Origin of the sequence: Sphingomonas sp. RIT328 (assembly GCF_000632225.1) — a bacterium.
In the GTDB taxonomy this organism is placed as follows: Bacteria; Pseudomonadota; Alphaproteobacteria; order Sphingomonadales; family Sphingomonadaceae; genus Sphingomonas; species Sphingomonas kyungheensis.
In genome coordinates, this window is record NZ_JFYV01000045.1 from 95826 (window position 1) to 115460 (window position 19635).

Sequence of the window (19635 nt, forward strand, 5' to 3'; positions counted from 1 at the left end):
GGCTAGTCCAGATTTTGATTGGGAGATGTCAGACATGGCTCGAACCGGACGCCCGCGAAGCTTCGACCGAGGTCGAGCGGTCGAGAGGGCCATGCACCTGTTCTGGCAGTACGGCTTCGAGGGTGTGTCGCTCGATCTGCTGCGCCGCGAGATGGGGAGCATCTCCTCGGCGAGCTTCTACGCGGCCTTCGGCTCCAAGGAGGCGTTGTACCGTGAGACCGTCGCCGCATATCTCGGTTCACATGGCCGCGTCATGCAGGCGCTGGGAGATCAGGACGTCCCGCCGCGCGACCGCATCGAACAGGCCCTGCGAGGTTCGGCCGAGATGCAGACGGCCGACGCTCACCCGACGGGCTGCCTGATCACGCTTTCGGCAACGGTCGGTCCGCAGGCCAGCTCTCCCATCCAGGCGATCACCGCCGACGAGCGGCGGAGGAACCGCCAGGCGATCGCCGACTGCGTGAAGGCGGGCGTCATGGGAGGCGACCTCGGGACCGATACCGACGTCGAGGGCCTCGCCGCGTTGTTCGAAGGTCTGCTCGTCGGGCTCTCGATCCAGGCGCGGGACGGGGTGGACCGTCATGCCATCGACGCCGCCATCACGCAGGCGCTCGCCGCCTGGGATGCCAATGCGGGGGGTGTCGGCATCCAGTCTGCCGAACGCGGCGCCTCGGGAGCCGACCGGAGCAGGTGACACGCGCGGACCGGCCCTCGCCCCTCCGCCTCGGATATGCCGGAGCGGCGTCATGCGTCATGCGTCGATGCGTTCGACGACGCCCTGGTCTGATCCGCCCGGGAAAGCCGGCTGGCGGGGCGCGGACGATGCCGTCCGTCAGCCGGCGGCTCGATCAGAACTTGACGTTCGCGTTGATGCCGATCGTGCGTGGCTGGATGTAGTAGGTGTAGCCGGCGGGCCGGAAGTTGTCGATGAACACGTAGGTGACCCCCCGCTCGTCCGTCAGGTTCCGCAGGAAGCCCTGCACCGTGACCTTACCAAGGTCGAACGTCAGCCGCACGTCGTAGGTGGTATAGCCCGGATACCGTGCGAAGTACGGGTCCAAAACGCCGGTGTCCTCGCCGGTCATGGTGCTGGTGAGCGTCGGATGCAGGTTGTTCTGGCTGCCAGCGACGTGTTGCGCCTCCCCCCGCAGCCGGATCATCAGGCCATCGTTGACGACGAAGCTGTTCTCCGCCGAGAGATTGATCGAATCCGCCGGCACGGCGGGTATGCGATCGCCTGCCAGACCGCGACGAGGCACCCCGCGGATGAACGGCTGGTCCCTCGACAGACGGGCGGCGACGTGGCCGTAGGTCAGGCCGAGGTCCAAGGTGGGCGCCGGACGGCCCGACACCTCCACCTCGAATCCGTCGACCTTCGCCTGGCCCGCGTTCGTGGTGAATCGGAACAGGCCGTCAGGGGTCGAGCCGCTGACCTGGATGCCGTTCCAGTCGATGTGGTAGTAGTCGGCGTTGACGGTCAGGCGACGGTTGAACCATTGCGACTTCAGACCCGCCTCGTAGTTCGCGACGTCGTCCGAACCGAAGCCCGCCGGGATCAGCGGGGACACCGTCTGGTTGGCGCCGCCTGGGCGGTATCCTTCGCTGCGCAGGACATACACCAGGACGTCTCGGTCCATCTTGTACGAGGCGGCGAACTTCTTCGTGAGGCCCGACTGGCGGAACGGCGCGGCTCCGCCGTAGGCGCCCGCATTCGACGGAACCGTGCCGCCGCCCGCTATCAGGGTCGCCTGCAGAGACTGGACATCGTAGGTGAACCATCGCAGCCCGACCGTCGCGGTCAGGCTCCTGAACAGCGTCAGGTTCGCCTCGCCGAAGACCGCCGACTGACCGAGCCTTGTCCGCACGAAACGGTCCTGAAACAGCGGCAGGGTGTCGCTCGGCACTCCCGTCGACGTCGCGAAGGGTGCGCGGCTGCGTACCAGCGCGTCGCGATCCTGATGGAAGCCGCCGACCGTCCAGGTGAGCGCGGATGCCGTATCCGGCGACTGGGCCCGTAGCTCGTAAGTCTTGGACTTGGAGGTCTCTGGCTGCTGTACGATCCCCGTGCCAAGCCGGACCGGGCTGGTTGAGGGGATCGCCAAGTTTGGAAAGAGGAAGTTGAAGTCCAGATCTCGCCTGTAATATGACAGGTTTCCGACGAACGTCGCGATCCGCGTCTTGTACTGCGCCGTGACGCCGTAGAGCTGCACCGTGTCGTCGAGAGGATCGTAGGCCGGCAGGTTCGATTTGAGATCGCCCAGCTGCCGGATGGCCGCGTTCCCGGCATCCGCGTGGAAGGTCTGGTAGAGCGCGAACAGATCCATCCGCAATCCGCTCGCCGGCTCGATCCGTCCCGAAGCGCGAACCCCCGCGTATCTGGACTGGTTGGTGTTGTTCCGGCCGAGCGTCACGTTGTCGATGAAGCCGTCGGAACGTCCGGCGTAACCGACCAGACGCAGTCCCGCCACGTCTTCGACCAGAGGCACGTTGATCGCGCCCTCGACGTTCACCGTGCTGCCGCCCTTCTCGGTGAAGCTGCTGAGGGCGCCGGCCGAGCCCCCGATCTTCGACAGATCGGGCTTGTTGGTGACGACGCGCAGCGTGCCTCCCTCCGAGCCGCTTCCGAACAGCGTCCCCTGCGGACCTCGCAGAACCTCCACTCGCTCGACGTCGACGAGCTTGATGTCCGGAGCGAAGCGGCCGGCGTCGTTGGTCGCACCGGGAGAGCTCGTGATGGGGAATTCGTCGTAGTAGGTGCCGACCTGGGCCTCGCCCGCTCCTTGGATGCCGCGGATCACGGGGCGGCGCTGTCCTGGACCGTTGTCGCGGATCGTGAACCCCGGCACCGAGGCGGCGACGTCGATGAAGTCCCTTGCCGCCTTCCTGTCGAGCAGTTCGCCGCCAAGCGCGGCGATGCTGATGGGAGTGTTCTGCAGTGTCGTAGAGCGACGCAGAGCGGTGACGACGATATCGCCTGCCCCGGCGGCATCGGAATCGATGGGAGGCGGCTGGTGTGACGCCGCTTCCGAAGCGGGATCGGTCGGGCCGGCGCCCTCCTGCGGCGGGGCAGCGTCGATCTGCACGGGCACCGGTTCGTCCGGAACGGGCGTCGGCCGCGCCGCGGCCGGGACTCCCGCCAGCAGCAGCCCGTGAAGGCAGGTTCGGGCGATGCGGGCGGGCTGAGCACCGCGGCGGCGACGATCGGTCATTGTTTCTGCCTCCTATTGACGCCGCGAGCGACGGCGTGGCTTTGCGACGACTCGGGCGCGCGCGTCTCCGTCTCGCGCGACGAAGCGTCGTCGCGCCGGATTGGAGGTCGGCCGCCTCGACTTTGGCGACGAACGGCGTCCGGCCGTTCGGGGATGGAAGCGCAGATCCTCCTTTCTATCCGGCCGGCCGCTGCAGGATCTGCGCGATGAGGGTGGCGCCGAGGAACGTGCCTGCGTTGGCCAGCAGCGACACGAGTACGATGCGCCAGCCGAGGCGGCGGAACGCCGGCAGGTCCTTGGCGAGGGACAGGCCGGCGAGCGCCATCACGGGCGTGCCGAGGGCGATGAAGTGTATCCGCCCGGTCAGCGCCATCGTCTCGGCGGCGCCGGGCATTCCCGGAACCGCCAGCGCCATGCCGACGAGGGACACGGTCGCCACCGCCGGTACGGCGCCCCGCGACAGCGAGTGCAGCGCATGGCCCCCGGCCGTCGCGCCCACCACGATCGCAAGTCCGGCGAACGCCCGTGGATCCGCCTGCTCGCCGAAGGCGAAGTAGTTGCCGATCAGACCCATGGCCGCCACCGCCGTCCAGATCGCGAACAGCCGCGGCCAGCCGAAGTCGACTGGCTCGTCCTCCACGGCTGCCTCTCGCGCCGTCGCCTCGGCTTCCGCTACCTGCGTCGCCGCCGCCGGGCGTCGTCGTCCCAGCCTCGGCTCGAGCATGCGGTAGGCCCGCACGGTGAAAGGTAGCGAGACGTAGAGCGTGAAATACGTTCCAAGCGTCGTCGTGACCAGGTTCGCGGCGGCGGCGAAGGCGATCACCTGTCGCGCCAGGTCCGCTGGTTGCTGCGACGCGATTGCGCCGGCGGCAGCGGCCATCATGCTGCCGGAGCCCAGCCCGCTCCCCATCGCCAGGGCCAGGGGATCGAACACGCCGAGGCTGGCGACGAAGCCGGCGAGAAGCGAGATGAACGCGGTGCCGAGAAGGGTGCTCGTGACGTATTCCGCGAGCACGCCGCGCCCTTCCGGACTGGCCATGCCGTATCGTTCGCCGATGATGGCGAGGCTCGGCTCCCGCCCGACGGAGAACGTCGCTCCGATCGCCTCGCGCTTGATGCCCAGCATCAGCGCGACGGGCAGGCCCAGCGCCGCGGTTCCCAGGAAGTGACCGAATTCCTGGAAGAGCAGCGACCAGCCGGCGTGGACGATCTCCGGAAGCGCCTCGCCCACCAGGAGACTGGACTTGGCGATGAAGATCAGCAGCGCGGGCTGCAGCGCCGCTGCCGCGAGACGCTGCATCGGGGGATCGATGCGCAGGGCGCGCGGCATGCGACCTTCCGCTAGACCTAGCGCGCCACCGATAAGCAGCACCCACACCATCGGCAGCAGCACGATCCGGAGCGGTCCGCCCAGCGGGATGACTGCCGAACCGATCGCCTCCGCAGCCAGCACGCACGACGAGGCGACCAGCAGCAGTCTTCCAAGGAAGGCTGAGGCGGTGCGTCGTCGACCCGTGCGGCGCTGAGCGGCGACCAGCGGCGGCATCTCCGTCACCGCGCCCCTCCGGTCACGGCAGCGGCGCTTCGAAGAACGCGATCTGACCGCCTCGATCGTCCGCGTAGGGCGATATCTCGTCGAAGCCCAGCGAGCGATACAGCCCGATGGCGTCGCCCATGCTGGGGCGATGCGTGTCGAGGCAGATGCGAACGTAGCCGGCGACGGCCGCCTCGTGCATCAGAGTGGCGAGCAGCAGCCGTCCGACGCCCCGCCCACGGCGTTCCGGCGCGACGACCATGCGCTTCACCTCGGCCAGCTCCGGAGCGAGCCGCCTGTAGGCCCCGACCCCGCACGGCTCCCCGTCCACGCTCGCCACGAGCAGCAGTCCTTCCGGGCGGACGTAGGGGTGCGGCAGGCCTGCGACCTCCCTCGCGAAGCCTTGGTAGGCCAGATCGAACGGCAGCGACGCTGCATAATCCAGCAGCATCGCGCGCACGAATGGCAGATCCGTCGATCCCGCCTCGCGGACGCTCGCTCCGAGCCGATCGCGGGTCATGATCGGAAGTATTCAACGCCGTACTCCCTGCCGAGGTCGACCATCGCCTCGATGCTCTCCGGCGACGGCGCGTGGCCGGTGGCGGCATGGTCGACGGGATGGCCGACCTCGACGAGGAAGTCCTCCAGCCCGCCGGGGATCAGGAAGGTGATGAAGCGGACCGGTGCGTCCGTCTCGTTGCGGAAGCCGTAGGTGCACCCTTCGGGAAACGTAACGAAGTCGCCGGCACGAAGCTCCAGCGCCCGGTCGCCCGACCGCACCGTCAGCACGCCGTCCAGCATCAGGAACGACTCGCTTTCCTTGGAGTGGCGGTGCGGCATCGCGCCGTGGCCGGGCGGCGTCACCGTCTCGTAGATGGTGAAGCGGCCGCCGGTGTGCCGACGCGTGGCGATCAGGCCGTACAGGTCTCCGCCGACCGCGAAGCGCCGTCGCTCCCCGGCGTAGGCGACGACGGGAGCGATGGATGGGGTGTCGGTCATGCGGTCGTCCTCCCGGTGGTCCGCAGCGAGGCGATGGCGAGCGCGGCGAGCAGCCTCGCCCCGTCGCCGAGCACCGCGTCGTTGAAGTCGTAGGCCTGGCTGTGAAGCGGCGCATGCTCCTCGCCCACGCCTATCCACAGGTATGCGCCGGGACATCGTTCGAGCATGAAGGCGAAGTCCTCGCCCGCCATCGTCGCCGCGAACTCGGTCTCGACGCGGTCCGATCCGAAGATCTCGACCGCGGTCTGCGCCGCCATGCGCGCGCAATGCGGTTCGTTGATGGTGGCAGGCACGCGCCGTTCGTATTCCACCTTCGCGGAGAGGCCATGGGCGGCGGCGACGCCGTCCGCTATGGTCCGGATCGACTTCTCCAGTCCGGCACGCGTTCCATGGCTGAGCGCGCGACAGCTGCCTCGAAGGACGAAGACGTCCGGAAGGACGTTCCATGTCCCGCCCGACTGGACGCCGGTCACGCTCAGCACCGCCGCGTCCGACGGATCGAGCCGGCGGCTGACGACCGTCTGCAGCGCGGCCACCAGCTCGCACCCCGCGACGACCACGTCGTCGACGCGGTGCGGCATCGCGGCGTGCCCCCCCTTTCCCGCAAGGGTGATCTCGAACACGTCGAAGCTCGCCATCATCGCGCCGGCCCGAACGGCGACGCGACCGGTGGCGATGCCGGGCCAGTTGTGGAGCGCGAAGATGGCGTCCATCGGATAGCGGCGGAACAGGCCGTCCTCCACCATCACGCGGCCGCCGCCTTCGGTCTCCTCCGCGGGCTGGAATACCAGATGGACGCGGCCCGCGAAGGAACGGTCCTCAGCCAGCAGCCGCGCTGCGCCGAGGAGCATCGCGGTATGGCCGTCGTGACCGCAGGCGTGCATCGCGCCGGGATGCCGCGAGGCGTAGGGCAGCGTGCCGGTCTCCTCGATCGGCAGGCCGTCCATGTCGGCCCGCAATCCGACGGTTCGGCCGCCTGGTCGCCCTTCGATCGTGGCGACGACGCCGGTGCCGGCGAGGCCGCGCTCCGGCACGAGACCCAGCCGCTCCAGTTCCTGCGCGACGTGGGCGGCGGTGAGATGCTCCTTGAACGCGATCTCGGGATGGGCATGCAGCCAGTGGCGGTGCTCCCGAAGTCCATTCGCCTCCGCCTCGGTCAGCGCGCGGATAGAGGGCATCAGCGGCATCCCTCGAAGGCGTCGAGTATCGCATCGGTAGCGTATTCGATCTCCGCCACGGAGAGCGCGGCGCTCGGCTGCGCACGCAGCCGCGCATCGCCGCGCGCCACGATCGGATGGGCCATGACGGGGACGAAGACGCCCTCCTCGAGCAGTCGCGAGTGGATGCGTCGTGCGCGACCCTCGTCTCCGACCGGCAGCGGCGTGATCGGGCTGGGCGAATCGGCCAACGCCATGCCCCCGTCGCGAAGGCGGCTGCGGAACAGCCGGGCGTTGGAGTGCAGCCGGTCGAACGGTCCATCGCCCGACCTGAGCGCGCGAAGGGCGGCCAGGGCGGCGGCCGCGTCGGCCGCGCCCATGCCGGTGGTGAAGATGAACGGACGCGCGCCGAGCCGCAGCCACTCCACCAGCTTCCGCGACCCCGCGGCGAAGCCGCCCGGAGCACCGCCGAGCGCCTTGGAGAAGGTGCCGGTGAACAGTATCCGCGCCGGGTCGACGCCGCAGGCGGCGGCGGATCCGCGCCCGTTCGGGCCCACGACTCCCGTCCCGTGGCTGTCGTCGACGACCAGCACGGCGCCCGCCGCTTCCGCGAGCGCCGCCAGCTGCGACAGCGGCGCGACGTCGCCCTCCATGCTGAAGACGCCGTCGGTGATGATCAGCGCCGCGCGCCGATCGCCGCGCGTCTCGATCGCCGCCGCGAGGCTGGCGGGGCTGCTGTAGTCGTAGACCAGCGTGGAGGCGCGGCTCAGCCGGCAGCCGTCGATGATGCTCGCGTGGTTCATGCGGTCGCTCAGAATCAGCTCGCCAGGACCGGCCAGCGTCGTCAGCACGCCGGCGTTGGCGGCCGAGCATGATGCGAACAGCAGCGCGTCCTCGACCCCGAGATGGTCGGCCAGCTCCGTCTCGAGCGCGAGCTGGACCGGCGTCCGCGCGAAGCAGGGATTGATCCCGGTGCCGACGCCGTAGCGTCGCAGCGCCTCGATCGCCGCCTCCGCCACCGCCGGATCCCCCGCCAATCCGAGATAGTTGTTCGATCCCAGCATGATGGTAGCTGCGCCGTTGATGGTGGCGGTTCCATGCACGGGGGACGCGATGGTGGAGACGCCGATCCGCTTCGGCGCGATCGCGGTCGTGGCCGCAGGCGCGATGGGGGTCATGCCGCAGCCTTCGGAAGACAGCGTCGGACCAGTTGGACCCAGTAGTCGACGCCGATCGGCAGGATCTCGTCGTTGAATTCGTAGTTCGCGCTGTGCAGCGTCCTGCCGTTCTCGGCCGGACCGTTCCCGAGCCAGACGTAGCACCCCTGCTTGACCTTCAGCATGTGGGCGAAGTCCTCGCACCCCATGCTCGGGGGGAGATCGGTATCCACCGCGGTCTCGCCGACCGTGGCGCGTGCGGCGTCGATCGCCCGGGCAGCCGGCTCGGGGCTGTTGATCGTCGCCGGGCACCGCCGGTCGTATGCGAGCGTGCCGGACAGGCCGTGCGTCGATGCCGTTCCCTCGACGAGCTGGCGTAGCCGACCTTCCACGACGGCGCTCGTCGTCGATCCGTAGTGGCGGCAGGTGCCGTGCAGCACCACTCGCGCGGGCACTATGTTCGATGCTGCCCCGCCCTCGATGCGGGTGACGCTCAGCACGACGGGTTCGGCCGGATCGGTGGTGCGGCTGACGATCGTCTGGATCGCGGTGATGAGAGCGCCGGCCGCCACGATCGGATCATCGCCCTGATGCGGCATCGCAGCATGGGCGCCCCGGCCCGACAGGGTGATGTCGAACAGGTCCACCGCCGCCATCACTGGCCCCGGGTGGACCGCGATCCGCCCCACCGCGAGCCCCGGCCAGTTGTGCAGCCCGTAGACCGCGTCCACGGGGAAGCGTTCGAAAAGCCCCCCCTCGACCATGACCCGGCCGCCGCCCTCGTTCTCCTCGGCGGGCTGGAAGACGAAGTGCACCGTTCCATCGAAGTCCGGGTGCGCCGCGAGCCGCCGCGCGGCGCCGAGCAGCATCGCGGAATGACCGTCGTGTCCGCATGCGTGCATCACGCCCTGCTTCGTCGAGGCGTGCGCGACGTCGTTGAGTTCGGCCACGGGCAGCGCGTCCATGTCCGCACGCAACGCTATCGCGCGGGATGACGAGCCCGACCTCAGCGTGGCGACGATACCCGTGCCCGCCAGCCCGCGATCGACCTCGAGGCCGTAGCGCGCCAGCTCGGCGGCGAGCAGGTCCGAGGTCCGCGTCTCCTGGAACGCCAACTCCGGATGCGCATGTATGTCGCGGCGCAGCCGCACCAGCTCCTCCATCCATCCGTTCGGCAACGGCCGCATCGTTGTTGACTCCTCATCGTCTCTGCGGACACATTGCGGCAGGGATCACCGGAGTTCTTGTAGGATTGTTTCACTCCGGCGGGAGATCGCCCGATGCGAGCGAAAGTGGACTATTGGCTTGTCCCCGTCGGCGACGCGCCGCCGATCGAGGCGATCGCGGCGGACTACCAGGAGCAGCGCTTCCGTCCGCATTGGCACGAGGGCTATGCGGTTGGGGCGGTCACCCGCAACAAGCAGGGCTTCCGCTGCCGCGGGCGGGACTGGATCGCGCACGAGGGCGACCTCATGCTGATCAACCCGCGCGAGGTGCATGACGGTTACGCTCTGGACGGCGGATGGTCGACCCGCATGACGTATTTCGAGCCCGCCGCGTTCGCGGCGCTCGTGCCGGGCTTGAGAGGCTCGCCGGGCTGGTTCGCCGCGCCGGTCGTCAGATCGTCCGCGCTGTTCGACCTGTTCCGGGAGTGGCACGATTCGACCCGCGTCGGATTGCGGGTCGAACGGCTGGCGCAGACAGCACCGTTGATGGCGGCTCTGTCGCGGACGATGCAGATGGAAAGCCCGGTGCAGACGGTCACGGACTCGGTGCTCCGGATCGTGTCCGGGCCGGATGGACCGATGCCGGCGTCGGCGGCCGAAGGGACGCTTGCCGACGAGTCGGCTCGACCCAGCCGCACGACGTCGTGGCGACGCGTCAAGGCCTCGACGGGGGTCTCCTCCAAGATCCTATCTAGCCAGCTGCGGCTGAGCGACGCTAAGCGTCAGCTCGCTTCCGGCGCGGCTCTCGTGAACGCCGCGCTCGATGCCGGGTTCTACGATCAGAGCCATCTGTCACGCGAGTTCGCTTCGGCCTACGGGATGACCGCGGGCCAGTTCCGTCGGCGGCAGGTCGAGAATGCGGATCGGATGCGAACGCAGCCGGATGGCGCGACGGCGATGCCGCTCCGTGTCGGACGTCCGACGTCGGCGACGTGACGGGCTCCTCGCGGCCGGACGGTAGGCGCATCACAGGCTTCCGAGCTTGAGGCGCACGCCACCGACGGCCGTCAACGGCCTGCCGTGGAGCGGCGCGGTGAAGCCGTCGTTGGTGCCGACGTAGCGGCGGTCGAACAGGTTCTCGATCTGGCCGAAGACGTCGACGCTGCCCCGCAGCGGCGCGCTCGCCCCGAGGTCGGCGACGAAGTGGGCGTCCGTCCGATAGATCGCATCGGGATCGCCGTTCGTTCGCGACAGGTAGCGGACACGGGGGCTGATCCTGATTCCGTGAGGGCCGGTCCAGTCGAGGCTCGCGCTCGCCCGATGCCGGGGTATGCCCTGCTGCTGCACGCCGATGCTGACCGGATCTTCCGCGTTCCGAGTGACGATCGAGTCCGCATGGGTGTAGGCGAGCGTGCCGGCGAGCTTCGAGCTCGGTCGCCACGTGAGCTCCGCCTCGACGCCGCGGCTGCGCGCGCGCCCTGCGTTGACGAGACGGGCGCCGATGTCGAACCCGGCCGGCAACGTGGCGGGATCGAGATAGCGGTAGGTCAGGAAGTCGGAGATGCGGCTCGCATAGGCCGTCGCCTGAAGGCGGAGCGGGCCGCGATCGACATCGAACCCGGCTTCGACGCCCTCCAGCGTCTCCGGCTTCAATGCGGCGTTGGCGTAGAGGATGTAGCCGGGGACGGACGCCCCACGGTACAGATTGTCGAGCGTCGGCGCGCGGAAGGCGCGGTAGATCGCGCCGCGCAGCGCGAAGTCGGCGGGGAGCTTGTAGCGGATCGACAGACGCGGATCGACGTCGCTGTCGTGGCGGCTCGCCACCCTGCCGAGGCCGCCCGGCGTGTCGTCGACGCCGTCGTAGCTGTGAAAGTCCTGGTAGCGGACGCTCAGCAGCAGTTGCAGGCGGTCGACTGGACGAATGTCCGCTTGCGCGAACCCGCCGAGGAACCGCTGGTTGCCGGAACCCGTGTCGATCCGGACCAGCGCTCCGGTATCGTCGAAGATGCTCGCATGGTCGCTGCCGCGGACACCATGATAGTCGGCTCCGGCCGACAGCGAGCGGATCACGCCCGAGAAGGTCTGCGTCCAGATGAGCGAGGCGCCCCAGTCGTTCGCGCGTGTGCGATGGCTGTTCTGGACGAACTCGACGTCGTTGGGGTCGGCACCCTCCGGCGAGCCGGGATTGTTGGTGACGAAGCGTTCGTCGTTATGGAAGGCGGTCAGGTCGATCGAACCGCCTTCCCGTGGCGTCCAGCTCAGCGTGCCGGTATAGCGCCAGGTCTGCTGATCGTTGGTGTTCGCACGCGTTAGGAAGGTCTGGTCGTTGTCGTAGTAGCTGACGCGCGCCCGCGCCGTGAGGTCGGGTGCGAGATCGGCGTTTCCGGAGACGGCGACCGTGCGGGCGGTGAACGACGTGGGCACGGTGGCTGCGCCGCGAGCACTCTCCACCTGCTCGACATAGCCGTCGCTGTGATTGATCCCGGCGTCCAGCCCGATGCCGTAGCCGTCGCCGGCCAGCGCGCCGTGAACGTCGGCGCGACGGGTGCCACGGCTGCCCCCTGCTGATTCCGCCACAAGCCCGGTCTTATTAATCGGCTTGGTCAGGATGTTGATGACGCCGCCCATGGCGTAGTTGCCCCAGAGCGGCGCTCCGCCTCCCCGCACGACTTCCACCCGGTCAACCGTCTCCAGCGGCACCTCGCTCCACTGGACGTAGCCGAAGAACGGATCGTTGATCGGCACGCCATCCAGCAGGACCAGCGAACGGATGCCGGAAAGCCCGCGCATCGAGACGATGGTGTTGGTCGGGTGCTGCTCGTTGGTTCCGGCGATCGGCAGGTCGACCGAGGGCACGCGGCTTAGCACGTCGTCGATCGTGCGGGCTGGTGTGCCCTCGATCTGGTCGCTGGTGACGACCGACACGCTTGCCGGTACGTCGGCCATGGCGCGGGTGGACCGGGTGGCGGTGACGACGATGTCGTTCGAGGCAGGAGATGCGGTATTCTGGCTGAAAGCCGGTGCAACCGCCAAGAGACATGGCACCACGCTCCCTGCCAGCAGGTAGGATCGTAACATAGCAATACCTTCGACCGGCCGCGCGTCGAGGACGTCGGCCGCAGATCATGGGGGTGCGCCGGGCACGCCGGCGCACGATGGTCAGGTCAAAGGCGGACCGGTGGTCCTCTGAGCGGCGGCCGCAGATAGGTCGGATCGGACGGTGCCGACGGCATCGCCCAGACCATGCCCGTCGCCATGACGAAGGCGATCAGGGCGGCGAGCTGGATCGGATCGATCGCCCCGGTCATCGCGGCCGACAGGCCGGAGAAGGCGCACGGCGTTTCGAATTTGCCATGATCCTTCGTTCTGCCGTGATCGGGCATATCGCCGGGCATGCCGGGCATGTCCTTCGTCATCGTCGCCGGACCGAAGCCGGAACAAAGGGTGATGGCCACCTGCCCGGACGAGACGTCGATCATGTATCCGGTCGGGACCAGCAGCTTCAGCAGCAGCGTAGCCGCGCAGAGCAGCACGGCCAGACGGCGTTGCGCGAGAAGATGCCGGATGGCCTGCACCTGAGCTAACTACCCGTGGCGATAGGAGGTGTCACTTAGCCAATCTGCCACTCGGCCGCTTTGCTTCCAATCGGTCGAAGACGTCTCGCCTTGCATCGAGCCTAAGCCATCGCCGCTTGCTGGAGATCGCGTTTGGAAGCATGGCCGGATCAGCGCACGTCGAGGGCGATCGTCGCGGCCTTCTGATCACGGAATACCCTCAACGGTATCGTCCCCTGCCAGCGCCTTGCCTGCGCTGCGGCAAGGAACGTCGCAGCATCGGGCACCTGCTGCCGACGCGCATCCGCCACCGGATCGATCGCGAGAATTACGTCGCCCGGGCGCAAGCCCGCGCTGGCTGCCGCGCCTGCGGTCTCGACCGACAGCACCAGCACGCCCGATATGTCAGGAAGTCCCGCCGCCGATTGTTCGCCTGGCGTCGTCACCGACTTGATTGTCATCCCGGCGAAGGATCGCGCTGCCTCGCGCTGACCCGGCTGCCGCGGTTCGAACGGCAGAGGGAAGCTCGGTCGCTCGGCGAGCGTGCGCAGCCGCATCGGCCTTACGCCGAAGTCGTTCATAGCGAAGTTTCGAAAGCCGACTTGCTGTGCAGGTGACGCTGGGCCGGCGGTGTAGTCGCCGAGTCGCGGCGCGACGAAGCGCGGATCGCCCGCCGACGAACGTGCATCGGTGCCATCCGAACGGGCCTGCGCAAGGTCGTCCGGGGAAGAGAAGAGATTGCGATCGACGCGCCTGCCCCAGCGCCTGATGCGTATCGGCTGGAACTCCGCCATGACGATGTTGCGTTCGAACACGTCCATGCCGTTGTCGAACCAGACGTGCGGAAAGAAGGTGTTGTTGAGCAGGATGTTGTTCCGCACAACCCGATCGAAGCCTTCGCGGAGCTTCAATCCGCCTGACAGCAGCAGGTTGTTCTCGATCAGGTAGTTCGACGAGCCGTCGTCCAGATCGACGTCCCAGCCGTGATCGCACTTGAAGCGATTGTTGCTGAGGACGATGGTCTCGACCGCGTCCAGCCTGGCCAGCGAGCGCTCCCGCGTGGTCCGCCGATCCATCTCGTCGCGGTCGGGATCCCAGAAGCGATCCCGTCCCCAGCTGTTGTAGGCGCCGTGATCGCCGCTTTCGCGCACTGTGTCGAACACGTCGTTGTGCGTGATCCGGTGACCGCCCCATGTTCCGTCGCCAATGTTTATTCCGGCGCGCGGCACGCGGTAGATGCTGTTGTGATCGATCGTGATCCGAGCCGACATGGCGATCTGTACGCCGGCAGACTGTTTCTCGAAGAGGCCTATGTCGTGTATCAGATTGTCCTCCGCGACGCTGTCGGCGGGGTAGTCTTCGCTCTTTGGGCCCGGCGTCCGGTCGATCCGCGAAGTCGGTTGGCTCTGATGGTATTCGAACAGCGGCGAGCGCACCGCCTCCGCCCGACCCACGAACGCGATCGCGCTCGCGCCGACATGCGCGATGAGGTTGCGGCGGACCGCGATCCCTCGTGCGTGACCGCTGATGACGATGGCGTTGCCGCCCAGGTCCTGGAAGTCGCCGTCCTCGATCGCTACCCGTTCGGCGTCGGCGATAAGCACCGCGCCGCCACGGTGGAACGTCCAGTCCGATCGCAGCAGCGGCTCCGTCGTCTTCATAAAGGTCGGTTCGGTTGCACGGAACGCGAGACCGGCGATCCTGACGTCGTGGACCGGCATGGTGCGCGTGCCGACGATCCGGATCAGCTCCTCGGCCGCTCCGACGCTGAAACCGCGCGCGGGTGGCGCCGCGGCCCCATGCGGTTTATAGTAGAGATAGCCGTGCGCGGCATCGTGGAACCACTCGTGCGGTGCGTCGAGCTCCTCGCGAACGTTCTCCACGAAACGCTCCTTCTCGCTCGGCGGACCGGCGCGGTTGTTGCCGGTTTCAGGTCCGAAACGAAGCGTGCCGTCGGAATTCTTGCCGAGGATCGGAACATGGACATCGCCCCAGCGGCTGGCATGCAGGGCCTGCAGGATGCCGCCGGCGGGATTTGACCATCGCGCGACCCGAGCAGGCGAAGTCGCGTCCGCGGCTATGCCGCCATAAGGAAGCTTGGCGGGGTCGTAATTCGGATAACGCGCTCGAACCTGCGCTTCATTTCGCAGCCAGAGGCGCTGGAACGCCGCGCCTGTGACCTTCGCACGCCAGACGCCGTTGCGCTGCGCCTGCCAAACCAGAGGGGATAGGGCGCGTGCGCCGCTGAGCTCTACCTTGGCGCCTGGCGCCGCCTCGATTGTGAACGGCGCGTCGGCGGTGCCCGACAGCCGGGCATCGATGGTGATCGGGGCGGCGAGCTCATATCTGCCGGAGGCTAAGCGGATGGTGCGGACCGTGCCGGCCTGGGCGCGGACGAGTGCGGCCGCGAGTTCCACAGCGGAGGCAACCGTCAAGGTAGCGCTGCGCGACGAGGTCGCCCCGACCTTCGTCGAAGCCGGATGCCCCGCCGTCGCCGGTATCGCCGCCGCCGCCAGTGACAGCGGCAACGCGACCCTCCTCATGGCAGCAAGCCGTCGACCACGTCTCATAAGATTCCTCTCCGGCCTTCACGCGAGGCTCGTCACCTGCAGGGGGCTACGACGCAGCGCCGACGGTTCGAGTGCGACCCCGAATGACGAGCGGCCAACGGATGCCCTTGCGCTGATGATAACATGTTTGCATAGGTGCACAAGTTGCTGAAGACGGTCGGCGAATGCCTGCCGTGGCAGCGCCCGGGACGGCGCCGATGAGGGGATTGCTTGATGTTGAAGGGTCGTATGCTGACGACGGCGGCGCTATCGGTTGCGATGTGCCTCGGGGCGGCAGGATTGATGGCGACGTCGTCGCGGGCGCAGACTGCGCAGGGGCATCCGCGATGGCCGGGCAAGGGCGATCTGTTCGTGGGCACCAACTACCAGCCTGTCGATCGATCTACGGCGCAGATACGGCAGGACATCGCTGTCATGAAGCAGGCCGGCTTCAACGTGGTCCGCATGGGCGATCTGTCGTGGGACGCGTTCGAGCCACAGGAAGGCCAGTTCACCTTCGAGTGGTTCGACGCGATCCTCGATCAGATGCAGGCGGCGGGCATCCGCGTCGTGCTCGACATCCCCGGCGAGCCTGCACCGACCTGGCTGCACAAGCACTATCCAGGTGTGGATCTCGTCGACCAGAACGGCACTCGATTGAACGCCGCCACCCGATACTGGGACAACATCAGCGATCCTGATTACCGGCGCCTGGCGAAACGCCTCGCCGACCGGATGCTGCAACGCTACGCTAGGCATCCCGCCGTGATCGCGATCGGATACGACAACGAGATCGGCAACGGTCGCATGTCCTATTCCGCCGCGGATCGCGACCGGTTCGTCGCCTGGCTGCAACAGCGCTACGGCACGATCGAGGCGTTGAACAAGGCGTGGGCGACGCAACGCTGGTCGCGGCGCATCAACGACTGGAGCGAGGTCGATCTGCCCTACGAGCGGGGACCGGGTCCGAACGAGCGCTACCTCGATCTGCGCCGCTACTGGTCGGACGACACCTTGGGTGCGCTTAAGGATCTGGAGGCCGTGCGCAAGCAACGCGCGCCTGACCTGCCGGTCCTGTCCAATCTCTGGCCTTATGCGGGCCAGAAGGGGTTCGACTTCCTGCGTTCATGGGACCAGATCTCGACCTATGGCGCGCTCGGCTTCTATCCCGGCGACCCGGCCGATGCGGCAGTCGACGTGATGTTCAACCGCGCCGGTCATACCACCCCCGTCTGGTTCAACGAATTCACTGCGGGCGGGGGCGGCTATTACGGCACGCCGGGCCGTTCGCGCATGTGGGCCTATTTCGGCCTCCTCTACTATTCCCAGGCGTTCCTCGCCTGGACGTTCAATTCGCACCTCGGCGGCGAGGAGCAGGCGCTGTTCGGGCTGATCGATCATGATGACCGGCCGTCGTGGAAGGTGGGCGAGTTCGCGCGCATCGCTTCTGAGATGAAGAAGCTGAAGACGCTGGGCTTTCCCCGAACGGGCCAGCCCGACGTGGCGGTCGCCTATTCCTATCAGACCAGCTGGCTGGTCAACCCGCCGCCCGGTCCCAACACCATGCAGGAGTACTACAAGGCCGATTATCGCAAGCAGGTCGGCAACGCCTACTTCCCGTTCTTCCGCGACAACATCGATGCGGCGACGATCGACGTCGGCCATGATCGCCTCGACCGTTATAAGCTGATCGTGATGCCGACCGCCTATCTGGTCGATCGGCCGACCTCCGATGCGATCCGGGCGTACATCAGGGACGGCGGCACGGTCGTGATGACCGGCTATTCGGCGAAGGTCGACGTCACGGGCAAGTGGTTCGACACGCCCCTGCCCGGCGGGCTGACCGACGTGTTCGGCCTGCGCACCAACGCGTTCTATCGTGCCGAGCAGCCGTTGACGGTGCAGTTCGGGACCCAGACGATGACCGGCAGCGATCCCTACTACGAGGTGCTCGAGCCGTCGACCGCACAGGTGCTGGCCCGGTTCACCAACACGGGCGAACGGTCGCCGGCGATCACCGTCAACCGGTACGGCAAGGGACGCGCCATCTACCTGGCCACCGCCGCGCAGCCGGAATTCATCCAGCCGTTGATCCGCTCGCTCTACGCGTCAATCGGGATCACGCCCGGACCGTCGACCCCCGATGGCGTATCGGCGCGGATCGTGGATGGCCGGACGCTCTACGTGAACACCAGGGCGACGCCTGCGAAGATCGCGATCCGCGGGAGCCGGATCGACGAGCTCACCGGGCGTAGCGCAGCAGGCACCGTCGAACTGGAGCCCTATGGCGTCGCCCTGATGCGATGATGACGGGCGACGCCGGGGTTTGACACGGTGGAAGGGGCGTCGCAATGCTCGCCTCGCGAAGCTTCGGGAGGGCGCATGCGCGACGGTTCGAAGGCGTCCTACGCCGCGCCTGCTGTCGAGAAGGCGTTCGAGATATTGGAGATGCTGCGTCGCCGGCCCGGCGGCGCGCTGGTGAGCGAGATGGCGGTGCTGCTCGACCGGTCGGTCGGCGAGCTGTTCCGTATCGTCGTAGTGCTGGAGAAGATGGGCTATCTGCAGCGGTCAAGTGCCGACGATCGCTATTCCGTGTCCTACAAGCTGCTGGATCTGGCGTTTCACGCCACCCCGGCACAGGACGTCGTGACGGCCGCGATCCCGTTCATGCGGCAGCTGGCGAGCGAGGCCGCTCAGTCGTGCCACCTTGTTGTGGTGAATGGCGCAAAGGGTCTCGTCATCCATCGCGAGCAGAATCCCGGCACGCGAGGATTTTCGCTGAGGCTCGGCGCGGAGGTCAATCTGACGACGAGCTGCTCCGGACAGGTGCTGCTCGCCTTCGTCTCAGACGATGAGCGCGCGCACCTGTTGAATGCGATCGGCCACGCCGCCTATGCGCCGGATGCCGCGCGTCTGGCGGCGGTGCGCAAGCGCGGATACGAACAGCGCAAGAGCGCGATCACGGGCGGCGTGACCGACATCAGCTTCCCGGTGTTCGGCCGCGACGGCTTCGTGGCGGCGGCGCTCACCATTCCGTTTCTAGGTCAGATCGGCGGATCGCAGGCGATCGAGCTCGCCAAGACGCGCGGGCTGCTGAACGAGGCGGCCACGGCAATCTCCGCGACGCTCGGCCATCGTCCGTCCTGAACGTGCCCCATGCGTCGCCTGCATGGCAACGACGCAGGAACTGGGAACCGCATCGCGGAGGCGGATGACGACCCACCACCTCTTGCATCCAAGAGAACTTTCTTTCAGATGTGGAAAGTGATCGGATCTAGGAGACCATGGTGCTGACCGTTGTGTGCGACGAGCCGCACGTCCTCTCCTGCGTGACGCGGGCGATGCCGACTGCCGGCGCGGGCGAGGCGCTCGTGCGGATACGGCGGGTCGGACTGTGCGGCACCGACTATCACATCTATGCCGGTCGTCAGCCCTTCCTCAGCTATCCGCGCGTCATGGGGCATGAGCTCGCCGGCGAGATCGAGCAGGTGCGGGAGGGATCAGGCTTCCGCCGGGGACAGATCGTGACGGTGAATCCCTATCTCGCCTGCGGCAACTGCGTGGCGTGTCGGCGCGGCAAGCCCAACTGCTGTGCCAACGTCGCCGTGCTTGGCGTGCATACGGACGGGGGCATGTCCGAGTGGCTCGTCGTTCCGGAGACGGCGCTGATCGACGCTTCGGGCCTTACCCTCGACGAAGCGGCGATGATCGAGTTCCTCGCCGTCGGCGCGCATGCCGTCGCGCGCGGCGCGTTGCGCCGAGGCGACCGGGTGCTGGTACGCGGCGCCGGGCCGATCGGCATCGCCGTCGCGCTGTTTGCCCGGCTCGACGGCGCCGAGGTGGTGCTGGCCGATACCCGCCCTGCCCGGCTCCGATATGCCCGCGAGGCCTTCGGCTTCGATCGAGTGATCGTCGCCGACGAGGTCGCCGATGGACGATTGCGCGATCTGACCGGCGGCGACTTCTTCGACTCTGTGTTCGATGCCACCGGCAGCATCGAGGCCATGCGCGACGGGCTCGCCTACGTCGCGCATGGCGGCACGTACGTCCTCGTCAGCGTCGTCAAGGACGACCTAGTGTTCGCTGATCCCGAATTTCACAAGCGCGAGACGACGCTGCTTGCAAGCCGGAATGCACTGAGCATGGACTTCGAACGCGTCGTCACCGCCATGCGCGCGGGCGATCTGCCGGCCGATCGGTTGAAGACGCACGCGCTGCTGGCCGCAGAGGTTCCCGAACGGCTGCCGCAGCTGGTCGCCGAGGCCGATGAGGTTCTGAAGGCGATCGTCACCTTCTAAAGGCTCGTTGGT

At 67.7% G+C, this 19635-nt stretch carries 15 protein-coding genes; 5 read left to right on the forward strand and 10 right to left on the reverse strand.

Annotated features, from left to right (window positions below; translation table 11 throughout):
* Nucleotides 1-91: 91 nt before the first annotated feature.
* Nucleotides 92-694 carry a TetR/AcrR family transcriptional regulator gene (locus tag BW41_RS16155; RefSeq protein ID WP_235199801.1) on the forward strand — a complete coding sequence of 201 codons (603 nt, stop codon included), beginning with the start codon at nucleotides 92-94 and terminating at the stop codon, nucleotides 692-694.
* Between the two features lie 154 nt (nucleotides 695-848).
* Here the strand turns inward: BW41_RS16155 and BW41_RS16160 are convergent, their stop codons facing one another.
* The 7 genes from BW41_RS16160 to BW41_RS16190 form a co-directional block, all read right to left on the reverse strand.
* Nucleotides 849-3209: a TonB-dependent receptor plug domain-containing protein gene (locus BW41_RS16160; protein WP_081793151.1), complete on the reverse strand. Its 2361-nt coding sequence runs from the start codon at nucleotides 3207-3209 to the stop codon at nucleotides 849-851.
* A 175-nt stretch (nucleotides 3210-3384) separates the two neighbouring features.
* Nucleotides 3385-4755: a DUF3100 domain-containing protein gene (locus BW41_RS16165; protein ID WP_037535748.1), complete on the reverse strand. Its 1371-nt coding sequence runs from the start codon at nucleotides 4753-4755 to the stop codon at nucleotides 3385-3387.
* 22 nt (nucleotides 4756-4777) lie between these two features.
* The gene (locus tag BW41_RS16170; protein ID WP_051583577.1) at nucleotides 4778-5263 is read right to left on the reverse strand and encodes a GNAT family N-acetyltransferase; all 486 of its coding nucleotides are present in this window, start codon (nucleotides 5261-5263) and stop codon (nucleotides 4778-4780) included.
* The gene (locus BW41_RS16175; RefSeq protein WP_051583579.1) at nucleotides 5260-5742 is read right to left on the reverse strand and encodes a cupin domain-containing protein; all 483 of its coding nucleotides are present in this window, start codon (nucleotides 5740-5742) and stop codon (nucleotides 5260-5262) included. Before BW41_RS16175 ends, BW41_RS16170 begins: the two co-directional genes overlap by 4 nt.
* Nucleotides 5739-6920 (reverse strand): M20 aminoacylase family protein, encoded by a 1182-nt coding sequence (locus BW41_RS16180; protein ID WP_051583619.1) that lies wholly within the window; start codon nucleotides 6918-6920, stop codon nucleotides 5739-5741. Before BW41_RS16180 ends, BW41_RS16175 begins: the two co-directional genes overlap by 4 nt.
* A complete protein-coding gene (locus BW41_RS16185; RefSeq protein WP_051583581.1) occupies nucleotides 6920-8077 on the reverse strand; it encodes an aminotransferase class I/II-fold pyridoxal phosphate-dependent enzyme in 1158 nt (385 codons plus the stop codon). The genes BW41_RS16180 and BW41_RS16185 overlap by 1 nt, the downstream gene beginning before the upstream one ends.
* Complete coding sequence (locus BW41_RS16190) at nucleotides 8074-9243, reverse strand: M20 aminoacylase family protein (RefSeq protein ID WP_037535604.1); 1170 nt, start codon at nucleotides 9241-9243, stop codon at nucleotides 8074-8076. The genes BW41_RS16185 and BW41_RS16190 overlap by 4 nt, the downstream gene beginning before the upstream one ends.
* Nucleotides 9244-9348: 105 nt before the next feature.
* On the opposite strand from BW41_RS16190, the gene BW41_RS16195 reads away from it, so the two are divergent.
* Entirely contained in the window at nucleotides 9349-10218 is an 870-nt protein-coding gene (locus BW41_RS16195) for an AraC family transcriptional regulator (protein ID WP_037535606.1), read from the forward strand.
* Nucleotides 10219-10248: 30 nt separating this feature from the next.
* Here BW41_RS16195 and BW41_RS16200 read toward each other — a convergent pair whose 3' ends face one another.
* The 3 genes from BW41_RS16200 to BW41_RS16210 form a co-directional block, all read right to left on the reverse strand.
* Nucleotides 10249-12300: a TonB-dependent receptor plug domain-containing protein gene (locus tag BW41_RS16200; protein WP_037535607.1), complete on the reverse strand. Its 2052-nt coding sequence runs from the start codon at nucleotides 12298-12300 to the stop codon at nucleotides 10249-10251.
* An 86-nt stretch (nucleotides 12301-12386) separates the two neighbouring features.
* On the reverse strand, nucleotides 12387-12797 hold the full coding sequence (locus BW41_RS16205; RefSeq protein ID WP_037535608.1) for a hypothetical protein: 411 nt from the start codon (nucleotides 12795-12797) through the stop codon (nucleotides 12387-12389).
* Nucleotides 12798-12946: 149 nt separating this feature from the next.
* Nucleotides 12947-15304: a PDZ domain-containing protein gene (locus BW41_RS16210; protein WP_037535610.1), complete on the reverse strand. Its 2358-nt coding sequence runs from the start codon at nucleotides 15302-15304 to the stop codon at nucleotides 12947-12949.
* A 270-nt stretch (nucleotides 15305-15574) separates the two neighbouring features.
* Between BW41_RS16210 and BW41_RS16215 the strand changes: the two genes are divergently transcribed.
* From BW41_RS16215 to BW41_RS16225, 3 genes are all read left to right on the forward strand, one after another.
* On the forward strand, nucleotides 15575-17632 hold the full coding sequence (locus tag BW41_RS16215) for a beta-galactosidase (RefSeq protein ID WP_081793154.1): 2058 nt from the start codon (nucleotides 15575-15577) through the stop codon (nucleotides 17630-17632).
* Between the two features lie 75 nt (nucleotides 17633-17707).
* Nucleotides 17708-18472 carry an IclR family transcriptional regulator gene (locus BW41_RS16220; protein WP_037535614.1) on the forward strand — a complete coding sequence of 255 codons (765 nt, stop codon included), beginning with the start codon at nucleotides 17708-17710 and terminating at the stop codon, nucleotides 18470-18472.
* A 137-nt stretch (nucleotides 18473-18609) separates the two neighbouring features.
* The gene (locus BW41_RS16225; RefSeq protein ID WP_200870451.1) at nucleotides 18610-19623 is read left to right on the forward strand and encodes a zinc-binding alcohol dehydrogenase family protein; all 1014 of its coding nucleotides are present in this window, start codon (nucleotides 18610-18612) and stop codon (nucleotides 19621-19623) included.
* Nucleotides 19624-19635 lie beyond the last annotated feature (12 nt).